Here is a 20,504-nt window from a genome sequence, read left to right as displayed (position 1 = left end):
ATGGCCGAGCAACGCTTTCGCGTGTGGTTCGGCGACACCGCAGCGAGCGAGGAACAACTGCGGCGCATCGAGGACATCGAGGTTACCCAGGAAATGGACGCATTCTGGGAGGCGCACCTGCGCATGGTGATGTGCCTGGATGCGAACGGCGTCTGGCTGCATTGGCCGGGAGATAGCATTGCGCCTTTCTCGCGCGTGCGTATCGAACTTGACATCGGCAATGGCCGTTTCGTCCCGCTGATCGACGGTCCGCTGGTCAGTGTCGACGCTGCGCTCGATTCGCAGCCCGGGCGCAGTACCGCGACCCTCGTCGTGCGCGACGACAGCGCGTTTCTCAATCGCGATGAGGAAACGGAGCCGCCGTTCGAGCATCGAAAGGCCAGCGACATCGCCAGTGAGCTGTTCGGCCGCTTCGCACAAATCGGCGACACGCGCATCGACGCCACCCAGGCCACGCTCGAAGCCACCACGCGGCGCGGCACCGTGCTGCAATTTTTGCGCGACTTGGCGAACGCCAACGATCGCCATGTCTACGTACTGCCAGGCAACCAGCGTGGTTCTAGCACCGGCTGTTTCCTGGCCGACCCGGCGGACTCGGCGGACCTGCCGCCTCTGGTTCTGATTGGCAACGGCCGCAATCTCGCCAACGCCAGCATTACGCAGGACCCCAACGGCGGCGGGCGTACCCATGCGCAGGTGCTGCGGGTCAATGACCAGGGCGTCACCACCTTTGAAACCAGCGCGGCGGACCTCGGCCTGATGCGCAACCTGCCAGCACTACCGGCCGATCTCACGCCACGGCTGTTGCTCAACCCGTCGGACAACACCCGCGAAGACCCGGCCGCGGCCGCCACTGCTCAGGCGCGGCGCAACGGTTATGTCTACAAGTTGGCGAGCCATGTAATTCCCGGCTGTTATGGCGGTCTGCTGACGCCCTACCAAAAGGTCCGCGTCGACGCCGGCGCCACGCCGTACAGCGGCGACTACCTGATCACCAAGGTGGTCCATCGCATCACTCCATCGCTGTACACCCAGGAACTTGAGGCCAAGTCCGATTCGGTGACTGAAGTCTCGGGCGCGGCCGTCGCCGAGGCGTTGGGCGGTGGCCTGCAATTGGCGGTGTCGATGAACGGGGGGATATTCTGATGACCGACCTGATGGAAAAAACCATCGAGAGCCTCGTCGAGCGCGTCGGTGGTCGCTACTTCGGCAAATACCGCGGCATCGTCACCGACGTCGGCGATCCCAACAATCAGTGTCGCATCCGCGCCACCGTACCGGTCGTGCTCGGCGAACATGAATGCAGTTGGGCGCTGCCGGTCGCCCCCTTTGCCGGTGACGGCCACGGCATGGTTCTGCTGCCCAAGGTCGGCTCCGGGGTGTGGATTGAGTTCGAGGCGGGCCAATTGGACAACCCGATCTGGTCGGGCGCCTGGTGGGCCAGCGGCCAGCGGCCCGAGCCGCAAGGCGATGGTGTGCGGGTCATCGTCTCGGAAAAGGGGCACAAGGTGATCCTCGACGACGAGGCAAACGAGGTGAGGATCGTCCACGGCGACAAGGTCATCGCCAAGACGATCACCATCACCGACAGCGAGATTGTGATCACCTGCGGTGCCTGCGAAATCAAGATCAGCAACGAGAACATTTCGCTGAACAACGGGCTGATCAAAGTCGGACTGGCGGGTGTGAGCCTGGTTAACGGGGCGATGAGCTTCGGAGTGCCGCCATGATCCCCATCCTCACCACCGGCAGCACCGTCATGTGCACACACGGGGGGATCGCCCAGCTCGTCACGACCAACACCGAGGCGCTGGTCGACGGCGCGCCGATGCTGCTGCAGACCGATGTGCACCCCATCGTCGGCTGTCCGTTCACGCCGGGCGCCTATTCGCCCTGCTTGTCCATCCGCTGGGTGACCGCTGCGACACAAACCACCCTGCACGGCGTGCCGGTGTTGCTGCAAAACAGTGTCGGCCTGTGCCTCAACGCCGCGCAGGTACCCCAGGGCGTAGCCTTGGTCGTGCAGACCCAGCAAAAAGCCAAAGGGTTATGAACATGGCACTTACCAATGGACGGCACCTTGCCTTCCCATTTCATATCGGCAACGACGGACGTACCGCCTGCCCAGCGAATGACGACGCGCACGTACACGACGAATTGCTCCAACTGCTGCTGACCAGCCCCGCCGAACGCCTGTTCCTGCCCGAGTTCGGCGGCGGCGTGCGCAAACTGGTGTTCGAGCCCGCCTCGGAGGCGCTGCGCGGTGTGGTCAAGGCGCGCATCACCAACGGCTTGTCACGCTGGCTGGGTCACCGACTGACGGTGGAACTGATTGACGTGGCCTGGAACGACGCCGCGGCGACGCTGGAGGTGACGGTGAAATACCGTCCCGCCGGCAGCCCGGATTCACGCGTCATCAAATTCAAGCGCAACTCCCGATAGGACGTGCCTTCCATGCCTGCCATAGCCTTTCCCGATCAGGTCGACGTTCGCGCGCACGAGTTGCAGAGCCACGGTCTCGACGGTCTGAAGCTCGCGCTGGTGTCGTTGCCCACAGGACCGAACCCCGACCATGCCAATGTCGAACTGCAGTTCTTCAACGGCCTGCACGTGGCGGCGATCCTCACCGACATCGGCGGCGACCCGGTGCGCGCACGCCAGATATTGCGCATTCGCGGCGGCGCGCGCATCGTCGCTGGCAGCGCGTCGGGGCAAGTCCAGGTCACCTCGGTGACGGGCATCGACGCGACCCGCCTGGCGCTGCGCATAGAACCGGTTGGCGACTACTCGACCTACAGCCTCGAACTGGTCTGGAATGCCAGCCTGATCGATCCGTTCTTCAGCTGCATCGGCTTCAAGTTCCGCCCCGGCTGCTTCACCAACGACTGTGCCCCACTGCAACCCGGTCGCCCGCCGCAGCCCAGTCCGGCAATCGATTATCTGGCCAAGGACTACGACTCATTGCGCCACACTCTGATGGTAGCGATGGCCGAGCGTGTTCCGGGATGGACAAGTACCAGCGAGGCGGACCACGACCAGGTGTTGATCGACCTGTTCGCCGCCGCCGCTGACGAGCTGAGCGATTTCCAGGACCGCGTCATGGCCGAGGCCTATCTGGCGACCACGCGCAAGCGCGTTTCCCTCGCCCGTCATGCCCGGCTCGTCGATTACCACCTGCACGAGGGCAACCAGGCGAGCACCTGGCTGTCGCTGCAGGTGGTGGCCGGCCATGTACCCTTCACCCTGGACGATCAGGAACTGCTGACCTGGACCGGCGACGCACCGGCCATGCAAGATGCAGTGTTCTTCGCCAGCCGCCAGCGGCGGCTCCTCTCTGCGCAACGCCAGCGCCTCGATCCACTGCTCAACCGCCTGCGCTTGCATACCTGGAGCAACGCGCAGCCGGCCCTGGCCGCCGGCAGTACCAGCGCAGACATCGTACCGTTTACGGGCCTTGCCTCGCAGGCAGAGGCCGATGCATTGCGTGACCTGGTGCGCGTCGGCCAGTGGCGCGAAGTCCTGATCGCCGAGGAGTTGAACCCGCTGACCGGCAAAAAACCCGGCCGGCATCGGGCCAAGCTCCAGTTGCTAAGGCTGGTGCCCGGTGACGACGTCGATCGCGGCGGCGCCGAAAGCCTCTTCGATCCGCTGACCACTACCTGGCTCGTACGGGTGAACTGGCGTGAGGAAGATGCGCTGCGTTTCGACTACAGCTTCACCACCTTCTGCCCCGGTCCGCCACCCAAGACAGTGGCCGACGTATCGATTTTCTACGGCAACCTGCTGCCGGTGCACGCGGGTCGACCGCAGAAAGTGCACTTCCACGAGCCGGGCACCCTGCTGCCGAGCGACAGCGCGGCGATAAAACACCGCCACTACCAGCGCATGGACCGCTACGGCGATGGCCGTGACTGGGTTCTCGCCGCACTACCCGACGACGGCCCGCTCGCCTACCTGCCACCCCGCCACGGCGGTGTGCCGAACGGCGAGGAGCCGGCGCGTTCAACGCTATGGGTGCGGGTCAAAGCCCCGGGTGTGCCGCACGACGATTGGAACGAGGTGGAAAGCCTGGTGCACAGCGACGACTCGGCGGAAAACGGTGACCACTTCATGGTCGAGACCGACGAACACCAGCGCAGCGTGCTGCGCATGGGTAACGGCAGCAACGGTCGCCTCTTGCCCAGCGGTGCGGTGGTGCGCACCAAGTACCAGATTGGCGGGGGGCATGCCGGCAACATCGGCGCCGACCAGTTGATCAACCACGCACCGCTGACCGGTGTACTGATGGGCGCCGTGGTTACCGTAACCAATCCATTCGACGTCACCGACGGTCGCGACCCGGAGCCGGCCGAACGCATCCGCCGTAACGCGCCCGAGGCCTTTCGCGCGCGCCAGCTCCGGGCGATCACCTTGGCAGACTATGTAAAACGTGCCGAAGAAGTGAGCGGCGTAGCGCGCGCGGTGGCGCGCTACGCCTGGACCGGTAGCTGGCGCACGGTACGCATCGCAATCGACCCGGCCGGTTTCACCGCGCTCGGCGACGCACGCTCGGACGCATTGTGGGACGAGCTGCAACCACGCCTCGCCGATCACCTCGAAGCGGTTCGTCTGATCGGCGAGGACCTCGAACTGCGCCCGCCGCGTTACGTGCCACTGGAGATCCACGTGATGGTCTGCGCGCACGAAGCTTACTGGTGTGAAGACCTGCGTTTCTTGCTGGAGCAGGAATTCTCCGACACCTGGACCTCGGACGGGCGGCGCGGCTTTTTCCACCCGGACCAATGGACCTTCGGCCAGGCACTGCACCGCAGCACAATCGAAGGTCGTATCCACCGCATCGCCGGCATCAAGCACGTGGTGAGCATCACCATCAAGCGCTTCTCGGCCCCGCATCCCGGCGTACCCGGCGCGGAGCTGTTGGAGATGGGTTTCGACGAGGTCGTCCTGCTGGCCAACGACCCTGACCACCTCGAACGCGGACTGATCCGCTTCGACGTGCAAGGTGGGAGACGCTGATGTCCTGCAATCCGCTGATCATCGACCCCTTCATTTTCCCGCGCCGCGCCGACAATCGCCCCGGCCTGCCGCGCATTGCCTACCGCATCGGTCGCTACGCCGACTTCGTCGAGACCATGACCCGCAGCATCGACGCCGCGCCCGAGCTTGCCGCCTGGACCCATCGCGAGGCCGACGACCCCGGCATCGCCCTGCTGCAAGGCGCCGCCATCCTCGGCGACATTCTCAGCTTCTACCAGGAGCATTACGCCAACGAGGCCTACCTGCGCACTGCCGCCTGGCGCGAGAGCGTGGCCGAATTGGTGCGACTCACCGGTTACCGCCTGGCGCCGGGCATCGGCGGGCGCGCCACACTCGCCTTCGAGGCGCGCGGCGACCAGCCCGTGGTTATCCGCGCGGGCTTTGCAGTCAAGGCCGAACTGGTGGACCTGGCGACACCGGCGGATTTTCAGACTGACACCGAGCTCAATGCCTGGCCCCACCTCGGCCGGTTCAACCTCTACCGTGCGCGCCACTACCTTCCGACCATTGCCGCCGGCAGTGCACGCATTGAACTCGCCGGCGTAGACGGCGCCACTGATTCGACCAGCCTCGCCAGCGTCGCAATCAAGCCCGGCGACCGCCTGATGTGTGTACCCGACGAACAGATGTGGAGTGCACCTGGCACGCCCTATTCAACGCAGCAGGCGCCGCAGGTGGTCACAGTAGCCAGCATCACGCGCACGCTGGGTCGCGTGATCATCGACCTCGATAAGCCGCTCATCGCCTCGTGGCTGCAGCCTGTGAGAGCCTGGCGCCTTGGCCGCACCTTCCGCCACTTCGGCCATAACGCACCGGCCGCCCTGCTGGCACCGTTGATCGATGCCTCCGGCACGATCACCGGTTCGACCTCGAGCAATACGAAGTTCGAGCGTTTTCTCTACTACAACCCGTCGACCTACGGCTTCGACACCGCGTGGTACACCTCGCTTGCCAAGACCGACATGCCGCTCGACCAGGAAGTGTCCGACTTCGCCACCGGTGGCACGCTGATCGTCCAGGGCAAGGTGCGTTTCGACGGCCAACAAACGCCGGTGCCATTCGTCGTCACCCGCAAAGTCATCGGTTCGCGGGCGGGTGCGCTGCAATGGGGAAACGTTGCAAGCCCATCGACAATCCTGGAGCTTGACAACCAGCTGATACCCAACCCATCGATTGTCACCGAGATCGGCGACATCCGCGAAATGCGCTTGCACGAGGTCAAGAGCCCGGCGCTCACCCTGCGTCCGTCGATGACGCCAGCGCAAGGCAGTTTCGCCAGTGGCAGCGAAGCGCTGTACTACTACGGCACCGCTGCGCAAGCCCGAGCGCTGGCTGGGCGGCGGCTGTATTTTGCCCATCCCGACGGCCGCAGCGTCGAACTGGTCTGCACCAACAGCCTCGCCAGCTTCACCACGCCAACGCCGGACGTGACGAAGATGTGGCCGCTGACCTTTGACCGCCCGCCATCCCCCTTCACCCGCGCTGATTTCGACGAGGCCGCGCCCAGCGTCACGGTATTCGGCAACCTGGTCGACGCGTCGCAAGGCAAGGCCGAACACGACGCGGTGCTCGGCAACGGCGATCACCGGCAACAGTGGCAAACCTTTGCACTACCCAAATCGCCACTGACCTACTTCCTGTCTGCCGGCGGCATCCCGCCGCAGACGCCCGAACTGGAGGTCTGGGTCGACGGACGCCTGTGGACGCGGACCGACACGTTCTATGGCCGGGGGCCACAAGCGCAGGTCTACATCGTCCGCGAAGACGCGCAGGGCCGCAGCTTCGTACAGTTTGGCGACGGCGAAACCGGCGCGCGCCTGCCATCGGGGCTCAAGAACGTGGTCGCTGTCTACCGCAGCGGCGTCGGCGCCTTTGGTGCGATCAAGCCCGGAGCCACGCCGACTGCGAGCGAGCGGCCACCCGGTTTCGACAAAGTGTCGCTGGCCGGCATTGTCTCAGGTGGCGCCGAGCCGGAGGACGGCGAGAAAGCGCGCGAAGCAGCGCCAGGTAAGGTTCAGAGCCTGGGGCGTCTGGTCAGCATCGAAGATTACGAAACCGAAACGCTTGGCGTGGCAGGCGTGGTCACCGCAGCCGCCGCCTGGGATCTGTATGCCGGTGTGCCAGCGGTGATCCTGCGCGTGCTCCTGGAAGGCGGGCGCGAAGCCGAGTTCGCCGAGGTCCGGGCAACGCTGGCGCACGCGCAGCGCTGCCGTGGGCCGGACCGTTTTCCGTTGGTGGTGCAGCAGGCGCTGCTGCGCCATGCCTTCGTCGACCTCAGCTATGCGCGCGACCCGAGCTACCGGCAAGAAGACGTCGAGACCACCCTGCGCGCCGCCCTCGGCCTGGCCGGCGATGCCGCGCATGAGCGCAACGGCCTGTTCGGCCTGCACGCGCGGCGGCTCGGCGAGCGCGAATACGCCAGCCGCATCGAAGGGCGACTGCAGAATGTGACCGGGGTGCTGTGGTGCAAGGTCACCGGGCTGGGCCTGTTCACCGCCGGCGTCCTTGATCCCTCCACGCTTTCACTGCCACCCGCACCCCGGCCGGCGGCGCAGGTGCTGCCATGCAGCGCACACGAACTGCTTCAGCTCGCTGCACAGCACTTCACCCTGACCTCGGTCGCCGAGCCCTCGGCGGGAGAATGCGCATGACCACCGTCCCACTGTACGAGCGCCTGCCCGAGATCTATCGCACCCGCGACGCCGAGGTGGTACCGCCGAACCAGCTGCGCGCCTACCTCGCCGCGGTAGAAACGCCGTTCGGTGCCCTGCACGCGAATATCGCGCAGCTCTACGAAGACCTGTTCATCGACACCTGCGACGACTGGGTCATCCCCTACCTGGCGGACCTGCTTGGCACCACACACTTGAAAGGTGACCCGCGTACCTTGCGCGCCGACGTGGCCGACACCATCGCCTTGCGACGGCGCAAGGGCACACTCGGCGCCATCGAGCGGCTCGCGGTCAACCTCACTGGCTGGGCCTGTCGCAGCGTCGAACTGCGAGAGAATCTCGGCTGGACACAGCACCTCAACCACCAGCGGCCCGATGCTGGCGGCGAGCCGCCTTACGGTGTCCCGACGTTGACGCGCTTCAATATCCCGCGTGGCGGTACCGCGCCGATTCGCGACCCGGCCGCGCTGGCGCTGCTCGGTACGCCGTTCGACACTTTCGCCTACACCGCCGACGTAAAGCCTGCTCAAAACGGTGCGCGCCCTATCAACCTGCCCAACCTCGCGATCTTTCTCTGGCGGCTCGCGGCCTACCGACTGCCGTGCGTGTTGCCGCTGGCCAAGGGTGCCATTGACCTCGGCTCCCAACCGGCCGGCCTGGCGCAGTTCGCGCTACGCTTCGACCTGCATCCGCTGGACATCCCGGTACGCCTGTTCAACACCAGCCGCCCTGGTTTCCTGCGCCCCGGTACCTCAGGCGGCGTCATCTCGCCGCTGACCGAAGCCGATGCCGTGCCCGCCCCGATGCTTGACGCGCGTCTCACCAGCCAGACGCCCGCGGGCCATGCCGAAGCCTATGTACAGGTCGATTTCTACAACGCAGACATCACGCCACCGACCGGCTTTGACCTCGGCGACGTCGGGCTGCACCTGTTCATGCCGCAGTCGCTGGCGCCGCTTCTGCTGCCGCCGGCGCCGCTCAGCGAATGGCAGTGGCTGTTTCGCGGCGACAACCTGTGTGGCTGGGAAACCGGCCTGCGCCGGCCGTTGCGTCTCGGCGAGATCGTCATCGACCCAGACATCGGTCGCGTGCTGATCGGCCTGGATTCACAAGCGCAGGCCAACGAGCTGATCGTCTCGCAAAACGGCGCCCTGATGTCGCGCCTGTACACCAGTTTCACCTACGGCGCTGCCGGGCCGGTGGGCGCGCACCCGGTGTCGCGCCACTTCCCGGCGCCCGAGCCTGCAATGGAGCTGCGTCAAGTCGGTGAAGCCACCGGCTGCATCACGCTACAGGCCGCGCTGGATGGACTGGACGCTGCGACCGGACCCGTAGTCATCGAGATCAACGACAGCCTGATGCACCGCATCGACCTTGCGCTGCTGTCCGGCACCGCCGTCGACGGCACCCACTCACTGCGCCTCACGCAGTCGCTGACGATCCGCGCCGCTGGCGAGCACCGGCCCATCCTGCTACTGGCACAACCCTTGTCGCTGCGTCCGCTCACCGCTGCAGGCACCACGTTATCAACGCCACAGGTGCGGCTCGAGGGCCTGTACCTCGCGGCGGACGAAGCGGCACCCTTCCCCGCCGGCCAGGCGCTGATCAACCGCGTCGCGCTGGCGCGCCTGGAGATCATCGGCTGCACGCTCGCCCCCGGCGGCCACAGCTTGCGCGACGGCAGCCGCGCACCGATGCAGCCCGCGCTGCGGCTGATCGACGGTTACGGCTTCAGCGACCCCATCGACGTCGAAGCCTTCGTCCGCACGCCCGATATCGTGATCCAGCGCTCGATCACCGGCGCTATCGCCGTCGACTCACGCTACCGCCTCGATATCCAGGACAGCATCATCGACGCCGGCCTCGGCTTCACCACCGCGCCAACCGGTCTGTTCGCCATCAGCGCCGCCAGCGATCCGCTCAAGGGCTGGGCTGCCGACCTGGATTTTTCCGGCCTGACCTGCTTCGGTCCGGTGCGCGTGGCCGCCGTTGGCGGCTTGGGCGGCCTATTCACGCAACGCTTTGAAGTGCTGGACAACCAGCACGGCTGCATCAAATGGAGTGTCTTCAGCGGCGGCGACGATCGCTTGCCACCCAACCACTTCTGTGTGTATGCGCCGGACGCGCGCGTCATGGTCACCTCCGAACGCTTCAATGACCCAGGCTATGCGCAGCTACGGCGCGAAACCGACCGCCGTGTGCGCGAACTCGGGCCTGACGACGATGCCATGGGCGCCTTTGGCTTTCTGCTCGAAGCGCACAAATGGACCAATTTGCAAGTGCGGCTACGGGAGTTCATGCCGGTGGGCGTGAGGCCGCTACTGATACCTTTCACGTAACGGAGGACGCCATGCAAGGTGATTTCTCGATACTCAATTTCGACCCTCAAGAGCACGAACGCGGGGTGAACCCGCCGGCCCAGGGTGTCCTGCGCAACCTCAGCGGTGTACTGCATCAGCAGGGCCGCGTGATGAGCGACGCCGACCTGACCGAGGGCGAACTGCTCGAACTCGGCTGGAGCGGCCAGGCCGGGCGCGACATCATCGGCGCCGGCGTGTGCGCGGTGCCGGCCAGCGAGCCGCAGGGTTTTCGGGTCGAATCGGCGGCGGTGGTCAATGGCGAGGTGCACGTACTGCTGCGCCCCGGTCGCGCCTGGGCCGACGGCATCCTCACTCGGCTGGCGGGCATGACACCCGACCCGCTGGCGCCGGTGGTGCGGCTCGCGACCTACTTCGGGCCACCATTGTCGATGCCGCTGCCCACCCCGACGCAAATCGACAACGGCATCCGCGACGCGGTAATTCTGGAAGTTTCGCAAGAAGCGCTGCACGGTTTCCAATACCCGCAACGCCTGATCGAACCGGCGTTGGGCGGGCCGGACACCGCCGAGCGCGCCTTCGTCAATTTCCGCGTTCGCCTGTTGCGCCTGACTGACGGTGAAGACTGCACGAGTGTCCTCGCCAAGCTGCACGACGACCCGTCAGCCAAGGGGCGCCTTAGCGTTTCGCTCGCGCCGGTGGTGGCCATCGCTGGCGACTGCCCAATGGTCGGCGGTGGCGGATACACGGGCTTCGAGCACTGCCTGTACCGTATTGAAATCGCCGACGTGCCGCCTGCAACGGCGCCGCGATTCAAATGGAGCCAATGCAACGGTGGCCTGACCGGACGCGGCCGCTTCGACGCGACGACCGATCCCGATCGCGTGATCATCGACGCCGGTCGCGCGGCCATCGTCAACTCCGGCCTGACCGAGTTCTACCTCGAGGCGTTGCAATACGATGAGTTGATCGGCGCCTGGACCGTGGTTTATGGCACCATCGCCACCCTCAACACCGACCACGACCTTGAACTCGCCTCCCCGCCCAGTTTCGGCACGTTGCCGGCGACCACTGACTCGGTGTTCTTGCGCCTGTGGAATGGCATCGCCGACATCGGCGCCTTCCCCGACGTCGCCAACCCATTGGAGCTGCGCGACGGCATTCGCCTCGCATTCGACGCAGCCGCCGCCGGCAACTACCGGCCGAGTGACTACTGGACCTTCACGGTACGCGCCGGCGAGATCGCCAATCCGCAGATGCTGATAGACGACGCCCCACCCGTGGGCATCGTCTATCACCGCGTGCCGCTGGCCGAAATCAACTGGACGGGGCACCGCAACACCACGATCAGTGGTTCGATCGAGGACTGCCGCAAACACTTTCGCCCTCTGACCAACCAGAAAACCTGCTGCACCTTCCTGATCGGCGACGGCGTGTCAAGCTTCGGCGACTTCAACTCGCTCGAAGAGGCCGCCGCGCATTTGCCGGCGGCTGGCGGAGAGCTATGCCTGTTGCCGGGTCTGCACCGCGCCAATCTGCGCCTGGAAGGCCGGCGCAACGTCAAGATCCACGGCTGCCGCTGGCGCTCGATGGTGCTGCCGCGCACCGAAACGCGCGCCCAGCCGATCCTGCACCTCATCGACTGCGTCGGCATCGAGGTCTGCGAGCTCGACCTGGTCAACTTCGACGCCATCGCGGTGAGCATCGACGGCAGCAGCGAAGACAGATGCCAGGATGTGCGCATCCACGACAACCGCATGATTGCGCGCACCAACGCGATCCGCGCCAGCAACGCCGCCGAGCTCACGATCGCCTGCAATCGCCTGCACCTGCTGGACACGGTCGACGGCCGCGCGACGATTTCTGTGCTCGCCGACGATGTGTTGATCGAGCGCAACGCGCTGCTGCTGTTGCCCTTCATCGACGAGACACCCGACAAGCCGGAACAGCCTGACGAGGACCCCACCCGCGACCCGGCCGACCCTTGTGCACGGCCGGAAATCCTCTATAAATTCCCTCGACTGGTGCGGCTCCATGCCTTCTCGGTGTGGGCCCTGCTGATCACCCAAATACTGCCCAGGCAGCCATACCGCGCCATTGGCGGAATCCATGTGCGCGCCGGTTCCGAGCGTGTACGCATTCTGGAGAACACCATCGTAGGCGGCGCCGGCAACGGCATCACCCTGGGGGGTGACCTCGATCCGGCGCCAACGCCACCCGCGCCCAACCAGCCACGCATCGCTCTCACCGCGGCGGCGGACCCGCCACCACCGGCGACCGTCACTGTCACCGACAATGGCCAATTCCTCGCCCTGGTGCAGGACGAGCAGGGCAAGCCGCTGGCCGACGTCGACCTCTACCTCAAAGCCGCGACCGAAGCCTCCGACCGCAGCGACGCGCAAGGCATGGCCAGCATCAAGACCGCCCCTGGCACCTACACGCTCGTGGCTCCGCAGTACCGGGTGCTGCGCGTTACCGAGGCGCGTAACGAGAGAATGCTGGTCAACGCAGTCACCCTCGCCCCGAGTGGCCGGACGACAACGCGCGGCTTTCTCCATGCGATCACGATCGAGGCCAACGACATTGCGATGATGGGGCTGTCGGGCATCGGCTTCGCGCTGCGCACCGGCATCGTCATTACCGACCCGACGAAGACGATCCCGACCAACGACCCCAAGGCCGCACTGCTCACTTTCATCGACGCGGCGCTCCTCAGTCTCGCACTGACATCCCTGCTGCGCGCGACCGACCTGGTGCGCGACCTCGTGATCCTCAACAACCGCGTGCACCACAACCTGCGCAACCCATTTACCGAGGCGCTACTGGCTGACGCGCAATTCATCGGTCGCGGTGGCGTTTCGCTGGCGATCGTTGAATCGGCAGTGATCAGCGGCAACCACGTCTACGAGAATGGTCCGCGCGCCGCCGATCCAGTGTGCGGCGTGTTCGTCGGCTATGGCGATAACCTGGAGATCACCGACAACGTGCTCACCGCCAACGGCGCTACCACCATGGACTACGAGGCAAAGCGCAACGCCGGCATCCGCGGCGGCCTCTACATCCGCTTCGCGGGGGCGCTGACCACACAGCTGTCGACCTCCAGCGGGCGCAACGCCGCGCTGCGCGTGCACGACAACCGCGTCGACCAGCCAGCCGGCCGCGCGCTGACGGCCTACGCATTTGGCCCTGTGTCGGTGGTCAACAACCATTTCAACAGCGAGTTCAGCGGCCTGTTCGGCTTCCTCGATACCGCCGTGGGCGGCGTCCTGCTGCTCAACCTCGGCGGTATCCACCGCCTGCTGGCGCGCAGGTTCGGCGCTTACCTTGCGTTCGACTCCACCGCCACCAAGGGTCGCTATGCCGTGGCCGCCGAACAGGCGCTGCCGGGCGGTGAAACGATATTCGACGACAACTACGTGCGTCTGGGGTTGTTCAACCGCTCGATTACCTCGCAGGCGCTGCTGGCAGTGGACGACCTGGGGTATGCCTCGAACACCTCAGCGGTCTACCGCGGCGATCCCTTCTTCGCCAACGCGGTACTGATGGCCGACAGTGTGCGCGCAACCGCGTCGCGCTTGCGCGAAGACGTCACGCAGACGATTTCGCTGTTGACGATGGCAATGCGCATGAACACGACAGCGCTCAATCAGGCCGACCATTGCATCGTCGCTCAGCCGACGGCGGGGTCCAACCCGCTGCCGACGGTGGACCGGCCCAATCAGGTGCTTGACGCGCAAATGTGCAATCGGCTGTTCCCCGAACCGTCCGCCATCGGCCGCTTCCTGGTCAACGTGCTGGCCGCCAATGCCGATCAGCTCGGCGGTACATTGTCGCAAAACGCGTTCAGCTCGGCCGAGCTGGCGACATTGACGCAGCAGACCACAGCCCAGGCACTTAATCACATCAACTCGACCCAGGTGGCTACAACCCGCGCCTACCAGGTCGAAGCAGTGCGCATGGCCGCCAAGCACGGTGCCGACCATCCCGCCAGCCTCGCGCTGGCCGCCCGGGGTGCGGCCGGTGCGCAGATCGGTCGCTTGCTGGCCACCAGCGCGGACACCCTCGCCATGAGCGTACCCGTCACGCCTGACGGTGGCTCGACCTTCAGCGGCCGCGTGGTCAACGACCGTGACCAGGGCCTGGCCGGACACTCGGTCGAACTGATGGGCGCCAACGGTACGCTCGTTGGAGCTGTCGGCCGCACCGACGCTTCAGGTTATTTCAGCGCCGCCTATGACAACGCCGAAACTGCCAGGCTGAGCAAAGCGGGCGATCTGTACGTACGTCTCACAGACCCCGCTGGTATTGAAGTACTGCGTGACAAGACTGCACAGCACATCAGTACCGGTGTTGCGCTGCAAGTTGCACTGATGGTGCCGGTTCGCGTCGTGCCGAAGTCGGTGGCCGTCAGCGGCACGGTCATTTACGGAACGCCGGCGGAGGCAGCAGCACCGGAACCAACACCGACACCTGAACCGACACCGCAGCCCAGCGTGCGCACCCCGCTCGACAAGCTCAATCTCGATGAAGCGACGCGCAAACAGCTGACCAAAGGCGGTATCGTCGACGTTGAAGGGCTCCTTGAAGCCAACCCGAGGACCCTGATCAAGATCGTCGGTAGCGCAGAAAAGGCGGAGAAACTGATCGAACTGGCGAAACAAGTGCTCGGCCAATCGCCGCCGACCCCGACCCGCACGCCCCGCTCGACCGCGAAGAAGGCCACACCGAAGACGACCACGCCGAAGAAAAAATGAGTCTACTGCCACCTGACCGCCGGCCACGTTGGTTGTGACACGGCCGGCGGCATATCAGTTCGGGAGACAACCCAATGGGCCAGGTATTCCAACCACCAGAACACTCGCGCGCACCCTCGCAGGGGCGTGTTTCGCAGCATGCGCCAATGATCATGAGGCGGTCGGCCCAAGGGCAGAACCAGGCGCTCCTGCAACCCAAAGCCGGTCGATGTGCCTGCGGTGGCTCCTGTCCACGCTGCCTAGAGTCTTCGTTGATTCAAACGAAACTGGCAATCAGCGCACCGGGGGATAGTTACGAGCGGGAAGCGGATCGGGTGGCCGATGAGGTGATGGCAACGTCCGCAGTGCCTGCCGTTAGCACAGTGTCATCAGGTATCCAGCGCTTCGCAGGACAAGCCACCGGGCGAACAGTTGCAGTACCTGACAGCGTGGACCAGACGCTGGCGAGCCCCGGCAGGCATCTGGAACCGGCGTTACAACAGGATATGCAGCAGCGTTTCGGCTACGACTTTTCCGATGTACAGGTGCACCTTGGCAGCCTGGCCGAACGCTCGGCCCATGAAGTCAGCGCCGACGCCTACGCGGTGGGGCGCGACCTGGTGTTTGGGGCCGGCAAGTACGCGCCCGAATCGGTAGCCGGCAAGCACTTGATCGCCCATGAGCTGACCCATGTCGTCCAGCAAACCGGCTCGACGGGATCCTCATCTGCAGGCGTGAATCGCACGCTTTCCCGATACCGCAGCAAGGGCAAGGACACGATCGCTTTCGAAGGAGCCAAAGAAACGCTCACGGACCCGAAAACACAACCCTGGGTCGACACCATCACCATTGAGTTTAACAAGGCCGTCGTCGACGAGGGGCACAAGAAGGACGCGAAATCCGCGGGACAACTGGAACCCCGCATGCCCACCGGGACCCTGACCGCCAAATACAGCGCCAAATCGAGCAAGGTCCTGGCCGATGTCGTGCTGCCGATTACAGGCGGCTCCACCATGCTCGGCATTGGTTTGACCGACCGTGTGAAGGCTTCCAAGGTCACGCGGCTGGAAGGCCTGGGTTACACGGACTCCCAGAACATCGGTCTCGGCAATTTGAAAGACCCGGTCGCCAAGTCCGGCAAGGGGGCGCGCTACTCCGCCAGTGGCGCCGGCACAATGAACTACGCAATTTTCTTCAAGGGCGTTCAAGCCATTCACGAGGGGCCACTCGACATGGGATCACATGCCTGCGTGCACCTGGACACCCAGTCCACGATTCGCGATCTCAATCACCACTCGCGGATCGGCGTGACGACGGTGACGGTGACCTACACCAGTTCGGTGCTGGACGATCTGTGCTGCCATCGGAAGAAAACGGGTAACACCTCCTGGAATGCGAACCCCTGCGAAAAAACCAAATGCCCTTGACCGATGACGAACGTACACGGCCGTACGAGTTGGGAATGCTTCGACCACTGTTCGCGCAGGCATTGCCTCACGCAACGCCTGTACAACGCTCAGCCACTACGCCCGCATGGACAAGGAGATCGCGGCGACGGGGCTCAAGCCCGGGACCGCCTTTCCCACCCGAAGGGAGTTCAACTACAGCGGACTAGCGCCAGTCCCTCAGAGGCCTCGTTCGCCACTGCCATCTGCCGCCGATGAAGCCACAGCTTTCGTAGGCTCCGTGTCGCGAGGAATTCACCATGTCTCGTGCTCTCAAGCTTTGGCCCCTGCTGACGGGCACCCACCGTTATGAGAAGACCGTGTCGACCCGCGGGCGCGGCCATGGGCAGTTCATTCAAGCGCCGATCCTCGCGTACCTGATCGAGACACCCAACGGCCGCATTCTCTATGACGTCGGCTGCGACTACCGCAAGGTGGCCGATCCCAATTTGAGTAAGCAGTACTTCGAGCCGATGCGCCCTCAGTTCGAGCCGCCCACCATGCATGAAGAGCAGCGCATCCCGCGCTATTTGGCGAAATTGGGTCTGACGCCAGCCGATATCGATGTGGTCTTCATCGGCCACCTGCACTTCGACCACGCCGGCGGCATCTGCGACTTGCCGGGCTGCGAGGTGCATCTGCACGCCGACGAACTGGCGGCCGCGCGTACCGGCCTGGATGAGGGGGTGTTTGCCGACGAACTGACCAATGCCGATCAATGGCGCCTGCAAACTGGCGAATACACCGTCGCCCCAGGCGTCCAAGCCATCTCCAGCCCTGGCCACACCGCCGGGCATATGTCGTTGTTCATCGAGTTACCGAAAGGCCGACCGGTGATCCTCTGCGGCGACGCCGCCGATCTCAACGAGAATCTGACGGAGGAAATCGCCCCCGGTTACTGCTGGCAAGACAACGAAGCGCTGGCCCTCGCCAGTATCCGCAAGCTCAACGCGCTGGCCCGCGACGAAGACGCGCAACTCTGGCCTAACCACGATATGGCCTTCTACCAAAGCTTGCCGAGGTTCCCGCTGTGGCGGGACTGAGGTTGCGCCGACAACCTATGCCCGGGGAGCGCCCGAGTATCCGGGTAATTGGATTGGCGGGTGCAGAACTGCTCGGCGGCTCGAACTTGTGTCGGGCATGGCCGGGGCCGTACCGACTGATTCTCAACGGTCTGACCGTTTTTACTGATTTTTGTCATGGGTTTTCAGGGGTTACGCCCTAGTCATAGGCACCGGAGGGCCTGTCGCACTTCATGCGACTGCCCGGCCTCATAGCGCAATATCCAACACCTGCCGCACCTGTTCGGCCCGGCTGTCGCCAGCATCACTCACCAACGCATAGTTGTAGGCCCCCTCGGACCAGTACCGGGCCTGCAACTGGCCCTCGACCCGCTGCCCACGGGGCATTCGCGCGTTGTGCTCGCTGGGGGAACGCAGGAACAGGCTGATCCGTTCGCCCTTGGCATCTTCAAACAGCAACAGGGCCGCAGGCCCTTGTTCATTACTCAGCAGCCGAGCACCGACAGGCGTGAACCCGTAGGCCGACAGATCCGGCAACGGGGTTGCTTGGCGAAAGTGCTCGGCCAGCCAGGCCTGCAGCTGCGCCGGGCGCTGCGCCGCAAGGTCAAGGTTGGAGGCGTGAGCGAACAAACGGTGGGCTTGCACGGCGTCGGCCATCGGCGGGCTGTTGGCCAACAGGCTCGACTCCCGAGCCTGCCAGCCCCCTGCCCCGCCAATGCCCAGCGCTACCAGTAACATGGCCGCCACCGCCCAGCGCTGCTGCCGACGCTGACGCAACTGACGGCGGACATTACGCGGATCAAGGCGTGGGTTGGAAGGATGCTCAGCAAAGCCGGCCAAGGCCGTGCGCAGTTGCCGGGCGTCGTTACGCCAACCTTCGATGCGCGCGGCTTGTTCCGGGTTGGCGGCCAGGTACAGTGCTACTTCGCGCCGACGCCCAGGTTCAAGACGCTCGTCGACATAGGCATGCAATTCTTCTTCAGATGGGATCAAGCGACTCATTTAAACCTCCGCAGTGCTGGGGGCGGTGTGTTGCCCTCGGCCAGTTCACGCAGTGCCGCACGTGCCCTCGACAAGCGCGACATGACCGTGCCAATGGGGACATCCAGGGCCTGGGCGGCCTCTTTGTAGCCCAGCCCTTCGACGGTCACCAGCAACAGCAACGCCCGCTGCTCGGCCGACAACTGGGCAAAGGCAGCCAGGCCCGACTCGGCCAGGACGATGTCCTCGGTGTTGCTGCCCACTGCTTCCTCGCGCCCGAACCAGGCCAGCCAGCGGGCATGCCGGCGTTCGCGGCGCTTGCTGTCCAGAAACAGTCGATAGAGGATCGAGAACAGCCAAGGGCGCAAGCTGTCGTCGCCTTGTTGCTGCGCGCGACGACTCAGGGCGCGCTCTACGGTGGCCTGGACCAGGTCGTCAGCGCTGCTGGCTTCGCGGGTCAACCACAAGGCAAAGCGGCGCAGGCGCTGGAGCATGTCGCGCAATTGATCGTCGTTGAGGTCATTCATAGTCAGGAATCTGGGCCTGCAGGCGGTCAGTGTAAGAGGCAGACGCCCAAGCCCCAACTTTATTCCCCGATGCGTGGAATAAAGTCGGCGCAGCAACGTCGTACTGGCTCATTCACTGACCGGGTCAATGCCCATGAGCACTCCATTACAAGGTCGCGCCCTTGTGTTACGCCTGTCCGCCATCGGCCTGAGCGTCGCCGCCCTGGGAGCCGGCTTTGCCTACGCTGCCGGCTGGATCGGCCCAGATCGCCTGACGCCTAATCAAATCATCGACACCTTCGAGTCCCAGGCCGGGCACCATCCTGGCTATCGAAAAAACCACGCCAAGGGCTTGTGTGTCAGCGGTTACTTCCAAAGCAGTGGCTTGGCCGAATCGCTGTCTCGCGCCCGAGTGTTCAGCCAACCCAAGGTCCCGGTGATCGGCCGCTTCGCCATCGGTGGCGCCAACCCCGCCAGCGCCGATACCAATGTGCCAGTTCGCAGCCTTGCCGTGGAATTTAGCACCGACGATGGCCAGCACTGGCGCAGCGGCATGAATAACCCGCCCGTGCTGGCTGTCGGAACGGCCGAAGCCTTCTACGAGCAGATGCTCGCCATGGTTCCAGACCCCGCCACCGGCAAGCCAGACCCGACGAAGATGCCGGCGTTTTTCGCCAAGCATCCGGAAAGCGCGCCTTTTCGCCAGTGGGCCAAGGACTACAAGGCCTCGGATAGCTTTGCCAGCACCACCTATCACAGCATCAATGCCTTTCGCCTGATCGACGCCCAGGGCACCGCCCGCTATGTGCGCTGGCGCATGGCCCCGCAAACGCCGTTCGCCCCACTGCCCGCCCAGGTCGAAGACAAGGATTTCCTGCAGCACGATCTTGCGCACCGCCTGGCCCAGGCCCCGCTGCGCTGGAAGCTGTTACTGACCCTGGCCGAGCCTGGTGACCCGGTCGATGACCCCTCTCATCCATGGCCTGCCGAGCGGCGCGAAGTGGAGGCTGGCACGCTGGTGATCGAGCAGGTCGAAGCCCCTGAACAGGGCGCCTGCCGAGACCTGAATTTCGACCCGTTGATTCTGCCAAGCGGCATCGAACCCTCTGACGACCCGGTTCTCGCTGCCCGTTCAGCCGCCTACTCCGAATCGTTCAACCGCCGCAGCCGCGAGGCCGCAAGCCTGGGAGCCAAGCCATGAACCGCACCCCGTCCACTCGCTTCCATCCACTCGCCCGCCTGCTGCATTGGCTGATGGCCGTGCTGATTCTGGCCATGCTGTTCGTTGGCGTGAGCATGGTCATCGACCTTTCACCTCGCCATACCCTGCTGATCAGCCTGCATAAAGCCATTGGCCTGGCGCTGCTGGTGTTGGTGCTGGTACGCATTGTCACCCGCTTGACCTTCGCCCCGCCGCCACTGCCAACCGATATGCCAGCAGCCCAGCGCTGGGCGGCGAAGGCCTCGCATCTGTTGTTGTACGGTTTAATGCTTGCCATGCCATTGATTGGCTGGGGCATGCTTTCGGCCGGGGGTTACCCGATCCCGCTGCAACTGCCGGCGCTGCTGCCCCATGACCTCACGCTGTATGCGCCGCTTCGAACGCTTCACAGCTGGCTTGCCTACCTGCTGTTCGCCACCGTTTTGTTGCACCTGGCGGCAGCGCTGTTCCATGGGCTGATACGCCGTGACGGTGTGCTGCGCAGTATGTTGCCTGGGACTCGAGGCTAGCGTGAGCCGGCAGTGATCGGTCAGCAGGAACCTCTGCCCCGCAGCGCGCCTCGAATGCT

General features: G+C 64.8%; 14 protein-coding genes. 12 read left to right on the top strand and 2 right to left on the bottom strand.

Annotated features, from left to right (window positions below):
- The 10 genes from AC3IX4_RS13860 to AC3IX4_RS13815 all read left to right on the top strand — a co-directional run bounded on the left by AC3IX4_RS13860 (nt 1) and on the right by AC3IX4_RS13815 (nt 17,248).
- Nucleotides 1–1,146: a hypothetical protein gene (locus AC3IX4_RS13860; RefSeq protein ID WP_489261068.1), complete on the top strand. Its 1,146-nt coding sequence runs from the start codon at nt 1–3 to the stop codon at nt 1,144–1,146.
- Nucleotides 1,146–1,730 (top strand): phage baseplate assembly protein V, encoded by a 585-nt coding sequence (locus AC3IX4_RS13855; RefSeq protein ID WP_489261067.1) that lies wholly within the window; start codon nt 1,146–1,148, stop codon nt 1,728–1,730. Before AC3IX4_RS13860 ends, AC3IX4_RS13855 begins: the two co-directional genes overlap by 1 nt.
- The gene (locus AC3IX4_RS13850; RefSeq protein ID WP_489261066.1) at nt 1,727–2,053 is read left to right on the top strand and encodes a hypothetical protein; all 327 of its coding nucleotides are present in this window, start codon (nt 1,727–1,729) and stop codon (nt 2,051–2,053) included. Before AC3IX4_RS13855 ends, AC3IX4_RS13850 begins: the two co-directional genes overlap by 4 nt.
- A 2-nt stretch (nt 2,054–2,055) precedes the next feature.
- Nucleotides 2,056–2,442 carry a GPW/gp25 family protein gene (locus AC3IX4_RS13845; protein WP_489261065.1) on the top strand — a complete coding sequence of 129 codons (387 nt, stop codon included), beginning with the start codon at nt 2,056–2,058 and terminating at the stop codon, nt 2,440–2,442.
- Nucleotides 2,443–2,454: 12 nt separating this feature from the next.
- Nucleotides 2,455–5,016 carry a baseplate J/gp47 family protein gene (locus AC3IX4_RS13840; protein WP_489261064.1) on the top strand — a complete coding sequence of 854 codons (2,562 nt, stop codon included), beginning with the start codon at nt 2,455–2,457 and terminating at the stop codon, nt 5,014–5,016.
- Nucleotides 5,016–7,688 (top strand): baseplate J/gp47 family protein, encoded by a 2,673-nt coding sequence (locus AC3IX4_RS13835; protein WP_489261063.1) that lies wholly within the window; start codon nt 5,016–5,018, stop codon nt 7,686–7,688. The genes AC3IX4_RS13840 and AC3IX4_RS13835 overlap by 1 nt, the downstream gene beginning before the upstream one ends.
- Nucleotides 7,685–10,048, top strand: coding sequence for a phage tail protein (locus tag AC3IX4_RS13830; RefSeq protein ID WP_489261062.1), 2,364 nt, complete (start codon nt 7,685–7,687; stop codon nt 10,046–10,048). The genes AC3IX4_RS13835 and AC3IX4_RS13830 overlap by 4 nt, the downstream gene beginning before the upstream one ends.
- An 11-nt stretch (nt 10,049–10,059) precedes the next feature.
- Nucleotides 10,060–14,781, top strand: a complete 4,722-nt coding sequence (locus AC3IX4_RS13825) for a hypothetical protein (protein ID WP_489261061.1) — start codon at nt 10,060–10,062, stop codon at nt 14,779–14,781.
- A gap of 251 nt (nt 14,782–15,032) precedes the next feature.
- Complete coding sequence (locus AC3IX4_RS13820; protein ID WP_489261060.1) at nt 15,033–16,187, top strand: eCIS core domain-containing protein; 1,155 nt, start codon at nt 15,033–15,035, stop codon at nt 16,185–16,187.
- Nucleotides 16,188–16,465: 278 nt separating this feature from the next.
- The gene (locus AC3IX4_RS13815; RefSeq protein WP_489261059.1) at nt 16,466–17,248 is read left to right on the top strand and encodes an N-acyl homoserine lactonase family protein; all 783 of its coding nucleotides are present in this window, start codon (nt 16,466–16,468) and stop codon (nt 17,246–17,248) included.
- 228 nt (nt 17,249–17,476) lie between these two features.
- Here AC3IX4_RS13815 and AC3IX4_RS13810 read toward each other — a convergent pair whose 3' ends face one another.
- Together AC3IX4_RS13810 and AC3IX4_RS13805 are read right to left on the bottom strand one after the other, a co-directional pair.
- On the bottom strand, nt 17,477–18,229 hold the full coding sequence (locus tag AC3IX4_RS13810; protein WP_489261058.1) for an anti-sigma factor family protein: 753 nt from the start codon (nt 18,227–18,229) through the stop codon (nt 17,477–17,479).
- Entirely contained in the window at nt 18,226–18,735 is a 510-nt protein-coding gene (locus tag AC3IX4_RS13805; protein ID WP_489261057.1) for a sigma-70 family RNA polymerase sigma factor, read from the bottom strand. The genes AC3IX4_RS13810 and AC3IX4_RS13805 overlap by 4 nt, the downstream gene beginning before the upstream one ends.
- Before the next feature lie 127 nt (nt 18,736–18,862).
- Here AC3IX4_RS13805 and AC3IX4_RS13800 point away from each other — a divergent pair, with 127 nt between their 5' ends.
- Nucleotides 18,863–19,915 (top strand): catalase family peroxidase, encoded by a 1,053-nt coding sequence (locus AC3IX4_RS13800; RefSeq protein WP_489261056.1) that lies wholly within the window; start codon nt 18,863–18,865, stop codon nt 19,913–19,915.
- Nucleotides 19,912–20,445, top strand: a complete 534-nt coding sequence (locus AC3IX4_RS13795) for a cytochrome b (RefSeq protein ID WP_489261055.1) — start codon at nt 19,912–19,914, stop codon at nt 20,443–20,445. The genes AC3IX4_RS13800 and AC3IX4_RS13795 overlap by 4 nt, the downstream gene beginning before the upstream one ends.
- The last annotated feature ends 59 nt before the right edge of the window (nt 20,446–20,504 follow it).

The organism is Pseudomonas sp. KH_021 (genome assembly GCF_057838865.1).
This window is presented reverse-complemented; position numbering and strand designations above follow the sequence as displayed.